Origin of the sequence: Pseudomonas zhanjiangensis (genome assembly GCF_041027545.1) — a bacterium.
Lineage (GTDB): Bacteria > Pseudomonadota > Gammaproteobacteria > Pseudomonadales > Pseudomonadaceae > Aquipseudomonas > Aquipseudomonas zhanjiangensis.
The window spans coordinates 59,412-71,878 of the sequence record NZ_JBFTEG010000002.1; the positions used below are offsets into that span (position 1 = coordinate 59,412).

A 12,467-nucleotide genomic window follows, 5' to 3' on the forward strand; every position below is an offset into this window, starting at 1 on the left:
TGTTCATGGTCCGCCAGCATGCCCGCCGCGCGCGGCGCCGGCCCGGTACAGTGGACGGCAAATGCGCCATCACAGCTGCACGCTTTCAAGGCGTGGCGACCAGCCAAGGTGCAGCGCTCCATCGCAAACCCGTCTTTAAAAGCCAGAAAACCTCCATAAATCAGCCACTTGCCAAATCTGGCACGCCGCCTGCTATGGCCCACCCCGGTCAGCACAACGGCGTGTCTGCCACTCAACCGACAACGACGTCACAGCACCCCGCTCCACCACGGAGACCTGGGCGCCGTGACGTTTTTTTTTGCGTTTTTTGGCCCACAGGAAAGACCGCTATGCGCATGATGAATCTGTCCCTGCTGTCGCTGGCAATCGCCGGCACCATCCTCAGCCACACCGCCGTTGCCGCCGAGGACTTCGCCGACCTGCTGACCCAGGGCAAGCCGATCCTCGATGCCCGCTACCGCTACGAGCACGTCGACCAGGACAACGCCCTCAAGCACGCCAACGCCCAGACCCTGCGCACCCGCGTCGGCTTGCAGAGCGGCAAGTGGTACGGCCTGTCGGCGCTGATCGAGGCCGACAACGTCAGCCGCCTCGGCGAGGCCAGCTACAACAGCACCCGCAATGGCCAGAGCCAGTATTCGGTGGTCGCCGACCCGGACGGCAGCGAGATCAACCAGGCCCTGCTGCGCTACGACCATGCCCTGGGCAGCGCGGTGGTCGGCCGCCAGCGCATCAACCTGGACAACCAGCGCTTCGTCGGCGGCGTCGCCTGGCGGCAGAACGAGCAGACCTACGACGGCGTGCTCGGTCAGCTCAAGCCAATCGACGGCCTGACCCTGAGCTACGCCTACCTCGACAACATCAACAGCGTGTTCGGCCCGGGCAACGGCCAGTACGACAGCGCCGGCAACCCGGCCAACATCGAGGGCCACAGCCACCTGCTCAATGCCCAGTACGTGCTCATGCCCGAGCTGACCCTCACCGCCTACCAGTACCGTCTGGGGCTGGACAACCTGCTCGGCGGCAAGCAGTCGAGCCAGACCACCGGTCTGCGCGCCAGCGGTGCCATCGCCGGGGTCAGCTATGCCCTGGAGTACGCCCAGCAGCGGGACTACGCCGACAACCCGCTGGACCTGGACAGCGACTACTACCTGGCCGAACTCGGCTACACGGTCAAAGGGGTGGCGCTCAGGGCCGGCTACGAGGTGCTCGGTGGCGACTCCGGGCCGGGCAATCGCGCCTTCCAGACCCCGCTGGCGACCAAGCACGCCTTCCAGGGCTGGGCCGACCTGTTTCTCGGCACCCCGGCCGACGGGGTCAAGGACGCCTATGTCGGTGCGGTCATCCCGCTGTTCGGCGGCAGCCTGCAGGCCTGGTACCACGACTTTCGCGCCGAGCAGGGCAGCAGCCAGTACGGCGAGGAACTCGACCTGGCCTACGGCCACCCGATTCCGGGCGTGAAGGGCCTGAGCGGCCTGGTGAAGTACGCCGGCTACGACGCCGACGACTTCGCCGTCGACACCGACAAGCTGTGGCTGCAGCTGCAGTACAGCTACTGACGGTCCAGCCGGGTATGGCTTGGCCGCAGAGGCCCGGCCAGAAAAGCAACGACAGGCCCCGCAATGCGGGGCCTTCGCGCAGCATGCGCGGCGCCCGCGCCGCGCCCCTCATGGAGAGACCGAGATGCGTAACCCGATAATCGCCGCCCTGCTCCTCGGCCTGAGCCTGCTCAGCCCTGCCAGCTGGGCGGCCATCGACGCCGCCGAAGCGATGAACCTGTCCGGCATGCAGCGCATGCTCAGTCAGCGCATCGCCAAGAGCTACCTGATGATCGGCGCCGAGGTGCGTCCCGATCTGGCCGCCGAGCAACTCGACCAGAGCATCGCCAAATTCGAGAGCAACTACCTGGCGCTGAGCGACTACGCCCCCACCGCGCAAATCCGCACGGCCCTGGAGGACGCCGGACACACCTGGCAGCGCTACCGCGAGCTGGCGCTGACCCGCCCGGACAAGCAGACGGCGCCGAACCTGCTGGCGCTCAGCGACCAGTTGCTGATGCAGAGCGAGAACCTGGTGCAGTTGCTCGAACGCCACAGTGGCAGCCAGGAGGCCCGCCTGGTCAACCGCAGCGGTCGCCAGCGGATGCTCAGTCAGCGGATTGCCAAGCTCTACCTGGCCATGAGCTGGCGCCTGCCGGTCGCCGGGCTGCAGGAGGCCTTCGACCAGGCCGTCAAGGAGTTCGACCTGACCTTGCTCGAGTTGCAGCAGGCCGGCCAGAACACTACCGCCATCGCCAAGGGGCTGCAGCAGGCCGAGGCCCAGTGGCGTTTCTCCCGCGCCGGCTTCAAGCTGTCCAGCGACTCGCGCTACGTGCCGACGGTAATCGCCACCACCAGCGAAACCCTGCTCTGGCAGATGAACGATCTGACCAACCAGTACCAACGCCTCATGGCCGGGAGCTGATTACGGCTCGTTCACCCCGTAACGCTCCAGCAAGCGCAGCAGGCGGCCATCCTCGCGGTAGCGGCGCAGCCCCGCCTCGAACAGCGCGAGGTAACGCTGGCTGCTGGCCAGTGCCGGAGAGAAGGCCAGGTAGATGGGCACATCCGGCGTTCGGCAACCGACGTTGCGCAGCTGCCCGCTGCGCCCGCGCCGGCGCAACCAGTTCTGCATGACCCAGGTATTGGCCAGCGTCACATCGATGCGCCCACCGAGCAGCTTGTCGACGTTCAGGCCCAGCGCCCGGTCGCCATAGGCCAGCAATACCCGCGTCGGATCATCGGCATGCCGCTGGATATACGCGTCCAGCTCGGCACCGTAGCTGTAGTCGTTGATCACGCCCAGGCGCTGGCCCGCCAGAGCCACCAAGCCGTCGAAGCGCCACTGGCTGCTGGGCTGCGCGTAGAAGCACATGCGCGAATGGCTCACCGGCGTCGAGGGGAACAGGAAATCCGGCGCATCCTCGTGGCCGGCGCCGATCACCGCATTGAGCTGCCCCTTGCGCACGGCATGCAGCGCCCGCGCCCAGTTGACCAGCCGGTACTGCACCTCGATGCCCGCCTCGGCGAAGATATCCCGTGCCAGCTCGACGAAGATGCCCGGCTGATCGGAGCCCGGCTCGCAGTTCACCGGGCACCAGGGATCGCCGGCAATGACCAGCACCTCCGCACGCGCGCCAATACTGACGCACAGCAAGGCCAGTGTCAGACAGACGTAGCGCAAGCGATCATGCCAATGAAAGGACATGCCAGGGCTCTCCGTCGCACCGGACCATCAGTTCGCCGCGACTGCACCTAGCCCTCGCTACGCACCCGCTGCACCGCATTCAGCCAGCCGAGGTAGAGCTTGGCGCGCTGCTCGTCGGGCATGCGCGGCTCGAAACGCTGCTGACGCTGCCAATGGCCGCCGATCTGCGCCAGGTCGCGGTAGATCCCGGCCTGGAGTCCGGCCAGGTAGGCCACGCCGAGCGCCGTGGTCTCGGTGACCTCGGGGCGCTCCACCGGCACCCCGAGGATGTCGGCGAGAAACTGCATCAGCCAGTTGTTGACCACCATGCCGCCATCCACCCGCAGCGCGCTGGGCGCCGCGGCGCCGTCCTGGCGCATGGCCTCGAGCAGATCGCGGGTCTGGTAGCAGACCGACTGCAGGCCGGCGGTGACGATCTCCTTGATCCCGGTGTCGCGAGTCAGGCCGAAGATGGCCCCGCGCGCCTTGGGGTCCCAGTAGGGCGCGCCGAGGCCGGTGAAGGCCGGCACCAGGTAAACCCCGCAGGCATCGCCGGTCTGCTCGGCCAGCGCCTCGGAGTCACTGGCATGGCTGATCAGCTTGATGCCGTCGCGCAGCCACTGCACCGCGGCGCCGGCGACGAAGATGCTGCCCTCCACCGCATAGGTGACCTCGCCATTGAGGCGGTAACCGACGGTGGTCAGCAGGCGGTTCTTCGAGGTCACCGGGGTGCTGCCGGTGTTCTGGATCATGAAGCAGCCGGTGCCGTAGGTGCTCTTGACCATGCCCGGCTGGAAGCAGGCCTGGCCGATCAGCGCGGCCTGCTGGTCGCCGGCCATGCCCAGCACCGGAATCGGCGCGCCGAGCAGCTCGGCCTCACAGGTGCCGAAGTCGGCGGCGCAGTCGAGCACCTCGGGCAACAGGCTGACCGGAATCTCCAGCAGCGCCAGCAACTCCGGGTCCCACTGCTGGGTATGGATATTGAACAACAGGGTGCGCGAGGCGTTGGTCGCATCGGTGCGATGCGCCTTGCCGCCGGTCAGGCGCCATAGCAGGAAGCTGTCGACGGTGCCGAAACGCAGTTCGCCACGCTCGGCCCGCTCACGGGCGCCGGGCACCTGATCGAGGATCCAGCGCAGCTTGGTGCCGGAGAAGTACGGATCGATCAACAGACCGGTCTTGGCGCTGACCATGGCCTCGTGGCCGGCGGCCTTGAGCGTGGCGCAGTAGTCGGCGGTGCGCCTGTCCTGCCAGACGATGGCCGGATGGATAGGCGCGCCGCTGACGGCGTCCCACACCAGGGTGGTTTCGCGCTGGTTGGTGATGCCGATCGCGGCGATCTGCTCGGCGCCCAGGCCGCTTTCCTCCAGCGCCCGGCGGCAGACCTGCAGGGTGCTGCTCCAGATCTCTTCGCCGTCGTGCTCGACCCAGCCATCCTGCGGGAAGAACTGGCGGAACTCCTGCTGCGCGCGGGCCAGCGGCAAACCCTCGGGGCTGAACACGATGGCGCGGCTACTGGTGGTGCCTTGGTCGATGGCGAGCAGGTAGTTGGACATGCGGATTTCCTTGTTGTTATGCGTGTGGATCACGGGCGCCCGATGGCGGCGAACTGCGCCTGGGTGTGCTGGGCCAGCACCTCGGCCGTCAGCTCCACCTCCAGCCCACGCCGCCCGGCGCTGACGAAGAGGGTCGGGTACTGCCGGGCGGAGGCGTCGATAAAGGTGCGCAGACGTTTCTTCTGTCCCAGCGGGCTGATGCCGCCGAGCAGGTAGCCGGTGGCCCGCTGCGCGGCACCCGGCTCGGCCATCTCGGCCTTCTTGACCCCGGCGGCCAGGGCCAGCGCCTTGAGGTCGAGACTGCCGGCCACCGGCACCACGGCGACCAGCAACTCGCCCTTCTCGCTGGCCGCCAGCAGGGTCTTGAACACCCGCAGCGGGTCCAGCTTTAGTTTCTCCGCGGCCTCCAGGCCATAGGAAGCCGCCTTGGGATCATGCGCATAGCTGTGCACCTGGTGTACAGCCTTGGCTTTCTTCAGCAGGTCGATGGCAGGTGTCATGTTCGAATGCGAAAATCATCTGGCAAAGTTCGCGTACCTTAGCCGAAAACGGGCCGCGCGACAGCCTATAATGTCGCGCAACACAAGGATCCCGCTATGACCCTGGCGCCGCGCCAACATGACATTCTCAACCTCGCCCGCGAGCGCGGTTACGTCAGTATCGACGAACTGGCCCAGGCCTTCGCCGTCACCCCGCAGACCATCAGGCGCGACATCAACCAGCTGGCCGAGCAGGGCCTGCTGCGGCGCACCCATGGCGGCGCGGCGAGCGAGGCCTCGAGTACCCAGAACACCGCCTACGCCATGCGCGCCGGGCAGATGCGCGAGGAAAAGCAGCGCATCGCCGAAGCCATAGCCGCGCACATCCCCGACCACGCCTCGCTGTTCATCGCAATCGGCACCACCACCGAGGCGATCGCCCGCGAACTGCTCAAGCGCACGGGCCTTAAGGTGATCACCAACAACCTGCATGTGGCCGCGCAGCTCAGCGCCAAGGCGGACTTCGAGGTACTGGTGGCCGGCGGCACGGTACGCAGCGACGGCGGCGTGGTCGGCCAGGCGACGGTGGACTTCATCCAGCAGTTCAAGGTCGACTACGCCCTGCTCGGCATCAGCGGGATAGACGAGGAGGACGGCAGCCTGCTCGACTTCGACTACCAGGAGGTACGGGTCTCCCAGGCGATCATCAGCAACGCCCGCCAGGTCTACCTGGCTGCCGATTCGAGCAAGTTCGGCCGTAACGCGGTGGTGCGCCTGGGCCCGATCACCCTGGTCGACCGGGTCTTCACCGACGCCCCGCCCGGCGCCGCCATCAGCCGCCTGCTGAACGAAAACGAGATCCAGCTGGAGCTGGTCTGACGCCTCCCGCCACACCGCCGCCCTTCCCCACTGACCGTCCCTCCCCCAAGTGCCCGGCAACTAAATAGCCGCCGGGGCTGGCGGTCACGCGTTCATTCGACTAGGCTATTTTCGATACCGAACATAATCACGTTCACTTTCGACTTTAGGTGCCGCCATGGCTACTCGCCCCAACCACACAGCGCCCGTCGCCGAGGTCTACGACCTGGCCGTCGTCGGCGGCGGCATCAATGGCGTGGGGATTGCCGCCGATGCAGCCGGCCGCGGGCTGTCCGTGTTCCTTTGCGAAAAGGACGACCTGGCCCAGCACACCTCCTCGGCCAGCAGCAAGTTGATCCACGGCGGCCTGCGCTACCTCGAGCACTACGAGTTCCGCCTGGTGCGCGAGGCCCTGGCCGAGCGCGAGGTGCTGCTGGCCAAGGCGCCGCACATCGTCAAGCCGCTGCGCTTCATCCTGCCGCACCGCCCGCACCTGCGCCCGGCCTGGATGATCCGCGCCGGCCTGTTTCTCTACGATCACCTCGGCAAGCGCGAGCAGCTGCCGGCTTCGCGCAGCCTGCGCTTCGGCGCCGACAGCCCACTGAAGGCAGAGATCAGCCGCGGCTTCGAATACTCCGACTGCTGGGTCGACGACGCCCGCCTGGTGGTACTCAATGCCATGGCCGCCCGCGAGCAGGGCGCCCACGTGCACACCCGCACCCGCTGCGTCAGCGCGCGGCGCAGCAAAGGCCTGTGGCATATCCACCTGGAGCGCGACGATGGCAGCCGCTACTCGATTCGCGCCCGCACCCTGGTCAATGCCGCCGGCCCCTGGGTCGCGCGCTTCATCCGCGACGATCTCAAGCAGCAGTCGCCCTACGGCATCCGCCTGATTCAGGGCAGCCACATCATCGTGCCCAGGCTGTTCGACGGCGAACAGGCCTACATCCTGCAGAACGAGGACAGGCGCATCGTCTTCGCCATTCCCTACCTGGAGCGCTTCACCCTGATCGGCACCACCGATCGCGAGTACCAGGGCGATCCGGCCAAGGTGGCGATCAGCGACGAGGAGATCGACTACTTGTTGGGCGTGGTCAACGCCCACTTCAAGCAGCCGCTGGCACGCGGCGACATCCTCCACAGCTACGCCGGCGTTCGCCCGCTATGCGATGACGAGTCCGACGAGCCCTCGGCGATCACCCGCGACTACACCCTGGCGCTGTCCGGCCAGCCGGGCGAGGCGCCACTGCTGTCGGTGTTCGGCGGCAAGCTGACCACCTACCGCAAGCTCGCCGAGTCGGCCCTGGCCCTGCTGGCCCCGCACTTCCCGAAAATGGGCCCGAGCTGGACCGCCAGCAGCCCGCTGCCGGGCGCCGAGCAGCTCGACAGCCGCAGCGCCCTGGTCGAGGCGCTGTGTGCGCGCTTCGCCTGGCTGCCGACGCAAGTGGCTCGGCGCTGGGCCAGCAGCTATGGCAGCCGCAGCTGGCGCCTGCTGGCAGACGTAGAGTGCCTCGAAGACCTCGGGGAGGACCTGGGCGCGGGCCTCTATGGCCGCGAGGTGGATTACCTGTGCCGGGAAGAGTGGGCCCAGGACGCCGCCGACATACTCTGGCGCCGGACCAAGCTGGGGCTGTTCATGAATAGCCGCCAGCAACAGCAACTGGATCGCTACCTGCGCCTGCACTCGCCGCACAGCCCGGAAGACGCCCACGCCGCCTGATCAGCGCTTGCCTATCCCTTCGCCCCGCCGATCGCCCGAGACGCGGGGCTTTTTTTGCCTGTAAACGATTACAGCTGGGCCCAGTGATCGGTCTGGCGGTGAGCTCGCAGGTAAGGCAGCACGGCCGCCAGCAGCGGTTCCTTGAAGGCCTCCTGAAAGCGATGGGCCAGGCCGGGAATCAGCTTCAGTTCGCTGCCACGGATGTGCGCGGCCACATGCACCCCGTGCATCACCGGCAGCAAGGGGTCGGCGGTGCCATGCACCACCAGGGTCGGCACCCGCAATCGGTTGAGCAACTCGACCCGGCTCGGTTCGGCGAGAATCGCCAGCAACTGGCGCTCCACACCCTCGGGATTGAAGGCGCGGTCATAGGCGTCGGCGGCCTGGCGCAGCAGGCCGGCGCGGTCATCGCGGACCGCGGGGCTGCCGAGGGCGGCGAGCAGGTCGGCCTGCTGCTCCAGGGCCACCTCGCGGCTGGGCGCCTCGCGCCGCGCCAGCAGGGCAAGCAGCCCGGAACTCGGCGCCGGCAGACCCGCGGCGCCGGAGCTGGTCATGATCAGGGTCAGGCTGAGCACGCGGGCCGGCGCCAGGTCGGCCAGGTGCTGGGCGATCATCCCGCCCATGCTGGCCCCGAGCACATGAAAACGGCCTACGCCAAGCGCGTCCATCAAGCCCAGGGCGTCGCCGGCCATGTCGCGCAGGCCATAGGGCGCCGATACCGACAGCCCGAGGCGATAGCGCAAGGCCTCGTAGCCCAGGTTGATCGAGGGTGCGGCATGCCTCCAGCTGCTCAGGCCGACATCGCGGTTGTCGAAACGAATGACCCGGAAGCCCTGCCCGCACAGGCGCACCACCACCTCGTCCGGCCAGTGGATCAGCTGACCGCCCAGGCCCATGACCAGCAGCAGCGCCGGATCGCTCGCGCGGCCGATGCTCTGATAGGCCAGGCGCACCTCGCCCACCGCCACAGTGCGGGTCGCCACCCGGGCATCGCAGCGCTCGGCGGCCAGGGCCGAGGTGGCGCCCAGCAGGGCGAGGAGAAAAATCAACGTACGCATGCAAACACCAGAAACGCAGAACCCCATTAAGCGTCGAGTTTGGTGATATTTCGTCGGGCGCGCTGCCACACCAAGGTGACAATTTGATGAATATTGCCGAGCAGCTCCCCCTCTCTCGAGGAGAAAGGGGGAATGGCGTCAGGCCAACTCGCCACGCAACTGCCGGGCCGCGGCGACCATGTTGACCAGCGCCGCTTCGGTCTCCGCCCAGGCGCGGGTCTTCAATCCGCAGTCGGGGTTGACCCACAGGCGCCCGGCCGGGATGCGCCGGGCCGCCTTGCGCAACAACCTGACCATCTCGCCGGTGTCCGGCACCCGCGGCGAGTGAATGTCGTAGACGCCCGGGCCAATCTCGCTGGGGTAGTCGAAGGTCTCGAAGGCCTCCAGCAGCTCCATGTCCGAACGCGAGGTCTCGATGGTGATCACATCGGCATCCATCGCGGCGATGGACTCGATCACGTCGTTGAACTCGCTGTAGCACATGTGGGTGTGGATCTGGGTCTCGTCACGCACCCCCGAGGCGCACAGGCGAAAGGCCTCGGTGGCCCAGTCCAGATAGCCCTGCCACTGCGCCTTCCGCAACGGCAGGCCCTCGCGGAAGGCAGCCTCGTCGATCTGCACGATCCTGATCCCGGCAGCTTCCAGGTCCTGCACCTCGTCGCGGATCGCCAGGGCCAGCTGCCGCGCCTGCACCTCGCGGCTGATATCCTCGCGAGGGAAGGACCACATCAGCATGGTCACGGGGCCCGTGAGCATGCCCTTCATCACCTTGCCGGTGAGGCCCTGGGCGTAGCGGATCCACTCCACCGTCATCGCGCGCGGCCGGCTCAGGTCACCGACGATCAGCGCCGGTTTGACGCAGCGCGAGCCGTAGCTCTGCACCCAGCCGAAGCGGGTGAAGGCGTAGCCGTCGAGCTGCTCGGCGAAGTACTCGACCATGTCGTTGCGCTCGGCCTCGCCGTGCACCAGCACGTCCAGCCCGAGGTTTTCCTGGACCTGGACGGCATGACGGATCTCGCTGTGCATGGCCTCGGTGTATTCGGCCTGGCTCAGCTTGCCCTGCCTGAAGGCCTGGCGCGCCAGGCGGATGGCCGCGGTCTGCGGGAAGGAGCCAATGGTGGTGGTGGGCCAGGCCGGCAGCTGCAGGCGCGCGCGCTGACGCTCGATGCGCTCGGCGAAAGGCGACTGGCGCTGGCTGTCGGCCGCCGTGATGGCCTCCAGGCGCGCCTGTACCGCCGGGTTGTGGATACGCGGCGAAGCGGCGCGGCTGGCCCGCACCGCGCGGCTGGCGGCAAGGGCCGCCTGCACCGGGGCGGCCTCGGGATCGTCCAGGGCGCGGGCGAGCACGGCGACTTCTGCGCACTTCTGTACGGCGAAGGCCAGCCAGCCCTTGAGTTCGGCGTCCAGCTGGTCCTCACGGGCCAGGTCCACCGGGCTGTGCAGCAGCGAGCAGGAGGGCGCCACCCACAGGCGCTCGCCCAGGCGCTCGTGGGCATGGCGCAGCACCTCCAGGGCCTGGTCCAGGTCGCAGCGCCAGATGTTGCGGCCATTGACCACGCCGAGTGACAACACCTTGTAGGTCGGCAGGCGGTCGAGCACGATCGGATACTGCTCGGGGGCACGCACCAGGTCGACATGCAGGCCATCCACCGGCAGGCCGACGGCCAGGCCGAGGTTGTCCTCCAGGCCGCTGAAATAGCAGGCCACCAGCTTCTTCAGCGGTGCATGCTGGAGCAGGTGATAGCCGCGCTCGAAGGCGTTCTTCCAGTCCTGGGGCAGGTCCAGGCCGAGGATCGGCTCGTCGATCTGCACCCATTCCACGCCCAGGGCGGCCAGGCGTCCGAGGATCTCGCCGTAGACCGGCAGCAGTCGCTCGAGCAACTCGAGCTTGTCGAAGCCCTCTGCACCGGCGCCCTTGACCTTGCCCAGCCACAGATAGGTCAGCGGCCCGATCAGCACCGGCTTGACCCGGTGGCCGAGGGCATGGGCCTGCTCGACCTCCTCGAACAGCTGCTCCCAGCTGAGCTGGAAGCGCTGGTCGACCGTGAACTCCGGGACCAGGTAGTGGTAGTTGGTGTCGAACCACTTGGTCAGCTCCTGGGCATGGCCACCACCGCAGCAGCCCGAACCGGCGCCGCGGGCCATGGCGAACAGGGTATCCAGGTTCGGCTGGTCGTCGGCCGGGCGGAAGCGCTCGGGAATCGCACCGAACATCAGCGAGTGGCTCAACACCTGGTCGTACCAGGCGAAGTCGCCGACCGGCAGCAGCTCGAGGCCGGCGTCCTTCTGCAGCTGCCAGTGGGCGGCGCGCAGCTCGCGACCGACCGCGCGCAGGCCGGCTTTGTCCAGCTCGCCACGCCAGTGGGCTTCCAGGGCCTTCTTCAGTTCACGGTCGCGGCCGATGCGCGGAAAACCCAGGGAATGGGACAGGGCCATGTCGAATTGCTCCATATGTGCAGTTGATGGCGAGCATTCTCGACGGACACCAATGGTGAGACAAACTCAACCTATTCGCCTTGAACTTAAATTTTTCTCATGTAGGGTGGATGGCGGTTCTCTCATCCACCATGGGCAACATCGCCGCCGTGGTGGATGGGTGAGGCGTCAGCTACGCGCCCCGATCCACCCTACCCAGAGGCCTGCCATGCTCGAAGTCCGCCACCTGAAAACCCTCCATGCCCTGCGCGAATGCGACAGCCTGGTGGAGGCCGCCGAACGCCTGCACCTGACCCAGTCGGCGCTGTCGCACCAGTTCAAGGAGCTGGAGGAGCGCCTGGGCATGCAGTTGTTCGTGCGCAAGACCAAGCCGCTGCGCTTCACCAGCGCCGGGCTGCGCCTGCTGCAGCTGTGCGACGCGGTGCTGCCACTGCTGCGCGGCGCCGAGCGCGACCTGGCGCGCCTGGCCGGGGGCACCGCCGGCCGCCTGCACATGGCGATCGAGTGCCACAGCTGCTTCCAGTGGCTGATGCCGACCATCGACCAGTTCCGCGACGCCTGGCCGGAGGTGGAGCTGGACCTGGCCTCGGGCTTCTCGTTCGCCCCGCTGCCGGCCCTGGCCCGCGGCGACCTGGACCTGGTGGTGACCTCAGATCCGCTGGAGCTGGCCGGCATCACCTATGTGCCGCTGTTCACCTACGAGGCCATGCTCGCCGTGGCCAATCAGCACCGCCTGGCCAGCAAGCCCTTCATAGTGCCGGAGGACCTGGCCAGCGAAACCCTGATCACCTACCCGGTGGAGCGCGACCGCCTGGACATCTTCACCCGCTTCCTCGAACCGGCCGACGTCGAGCCGGCCCAGGTCCGCACCTCGGAGCTGACGGTGATGATGATGCAGCTGGTGGCCAGCGGCCGCGGCGTCTGCGGCCTGCCCAACTGGGCGCTGCACGAGTACAGCTCGCGCGGCTACGTGACCGCCAAGCGCCTGGGCGACAAGGGCCTGTTCGCCACCCTCTATGCCGGCATTCGCACCGACATGCTCGACTCGCCCTTCATGCGTGACTTCCTGCTGACCGCCAAGGACACCTCCTTCGCCACCCTCGAAGGCGTCAGCGCGGCGGCCAAGAGCCGCTGA

General features: G+C 67.6%; 10 protein-coding genes. 5 read left to right on the forward strand and 5 right to left on the reverse strand.

Annotation, left to right across the window (positions count from 1 at the left end; all coding sequences use genetic code 11):
• The first annotated feature begins 338 nt into the window (after nt 1-338).
• Together AB5S05_RS02830 and AB5S05_RS02835 are read left to right on the forward strand one after the other, a co-directional pair.
• Entirely contained in the window at nt 339-1,559 is a 1,221-nt protein-coding gene (locus tag AB5S05_RS02830; RefSeq protein WP_369286336.1) for an alginate export family protein, read from the forward strand.
• A gap of 124 nt (nt 1,560-1,683) precedes the next feature.
• Nucleotides 1,684-2,463: a type IV pili methyl-accepting chemotaxis transducer N-terminal domain-containing protein gene (locus AB5S05_RS02835; RefSeq protein ID WP_369285915.1), complete on the forward strand. Its 780-nt coding sequence runs from the start codon at nt 1,684-1,686 to the stop codon at nt 2,461-2,463.
• Here the strand turns inward: AB5S05_RS02835 and AB5S05_RS02840 are convergent, their stop codons facing one another.
• From AB5S05_RS02840 to ybaK, 3 genes are read right to left on the reverse strand one after another with little or no spacing between them, the layout of a single operon-like run.
• Entirely contained in the window at nt 2,464-3,246 is a 783-nt protein-coding gene (locus AB5S05_RS02840) for a substrate-binding periplasmic protein (protein WP_369285916.1), read from the reverse strand.
• A gap of 47 nt (nt 3,247-3,293) precedes the next feature.
• A complete protein-coding gene (gene glpK, locus AB5S05_RS02845; protein WP_369285917.1) occupies nt 3,294-4,781 on the reverse strand; it encodes a glycerol kinase GlpK in 1,488 nt (495 codons plus the stop codon).
• A 29-nt stretch (nt 4,782-4,810) separates the two neighbouring features.
• Nucleotides 4,811-5,281, reverse strand: a complete 471-nt coding sequence (gene ybaK, locus AB5S05_RS02850; RefSeq protein WP_369285918.1) for a Cys-tRNA(Pro) deacylase — start codon at nt 5,279-5,281, stop codon at nt 4,811-4,813.
• 96 nt (nt 5,282-5,377) lie between these two features.
• On the opposite strand from ybaK, the gene AB5S05_RS02855 reads away from it, so the two are divergent.
• Together AB5S05_RS02855 and glpD are read left to right on the forward strand one after the other, a co-directional pair.
• The gene (locus AB5S05_RS02855) at nt 5,378-6,139 is read left to right on the forward strand and encodes a DeoR/GlpR family DNA-binding transcription regulator (protein ID WP_369285919.1); all 762 of its coding nucleotides are present in this window, start codon (nt 5,378-5,380) and stop codon (nt 6,137-6,139) included.
• Between the two features lie 157 nt (nt 6,140-6,296).
• Entirely contained in the window at nt 6,297-7,838 is a 1,542-nt protein-coding gene (gene glpD, locus AB5S05_RS02860; RefSeq protein WP_369285921.1) for a glycerol-3-phosphate dehydrogenase, read from the forward strand.
• 68 nt (nt 7,839-7,906) lie between these two features.
• Here the strand turns inward: glpD and AB5S05_RS02865 are convergent, their stop codons facing one another.
• Nucleotides 7,907-8,896 (reverse strand): alpha/beta fold hydrolase, encoded by a 990-nt coding sequence (locus AB5S05_RS02865; RefSeq protein ID WP_369285922.1) that lies wholly within the window; start codon nt 8,894-8,896, stop codon nt 7,907-7,909.
• A gap of 138 nt (nt 8,897-9,034) precedes the next feature.
• The gene (gene metE / locus AB5S05_RS02870; RefSeq protein ID WP_369285923.1) at nt 9,035-11,332 is read right to left on the reverse strand and encodes a 5-methyltetrahydropteroyltriglutamate--homocysteine S-methyltransferase; all 2,298 of its coding nucleotides are present in this window, start codon (nt 11,330-11,332) and stop codon (nt 9,035-9,037) included.
• A 208-nt stretch (nt 11,333-11,540) separates the two neighbouring features.
• On the opposite strand from metE, the gene metR reads away from it, so the two are divergent.
• On the forward strand, nt 11,541-12,467 hold the full coding sequence (gene metR, locus AB5S05_RS02875) for a transcriptional regulator MetR (protein WP_369285924.1): 927 nt from the start codon (nt 11,541-11,543) through the stop codon (nt 12,465-12,467).

Excerpts from the sequence above, each read along its gene's own strand:
- AB5S05_RS02830 (WP_369286336.1), top strand. The coding sequence starts at position 339 with ATGAATCTGTCCCTGCTGTCGCTGGCAATCGCCGGCACCATCCTCAGC.
- AB5S05_RS02835 (WP_369285915.1), top strand. The coding sequence starts at position 1,684 with ATGCGTAACCCGATAATCGCCGCCCTGCTCCTCGGCCTGAGCCTGCTC.
- AB5S05_RS02840 (WP_369285916.1), bottom strand. The coding sequence starts at position 3,246 with ATGTCCTTTCATTGGCATGATCGCTTGCGCTACGTCTGTCTGACACTG.
- glpK (WP_369285917.1), bottom strand. The coding sequence starts at position 4,781 with ATGTCCAACTACCTGCTCGCCATCGACCAAGGCACCACCAGTAGCCGC.
- ybaK (WP_369285918.1), bottom strand. The coding sequence starts at position 5,281 with ATGACACCTGCCATCGACCTGCTGAAGAAAGCCAAGGCTGTACACCAG.
- AB5S05_RS02855 (WP_369285919.1), top strand. The coding sequence starts at position 5,378 with ATGACCCTGGCGCCGCGCCAACATGACATTCTCAACCTCGCCCGCGAG.
- glpD (WP_369285921.1), top strand. The coding sequence starts at position 6,297 with ATGGCTACTCGCCCCAACCACACAGCGCCCGTCGCCGAGGTCTACGAC.
- AB5S05_RS02865 (WP_369285922.1), bottom strand. The coding sequence starts at position 8,896 with ATGCGTACGTTGATTTTTCTCCTCGCCCTGCTGGGCGCCACCTCGGCC.
- metE (WP_369285923.1), bottom strand. The coding sequence starts at position 11,332 with ATGGCCCTGTCCCATTCCCTGGGTTTTCCGCGCATCGGCCGCGACCGT.
- metR (WP_369285924.1), top strand. The coding sequence starts at position 11,541 with ATGCTCGAAGTCCGCCACCTGAAAACCCTCCATGCCCTGCGCGAATGC.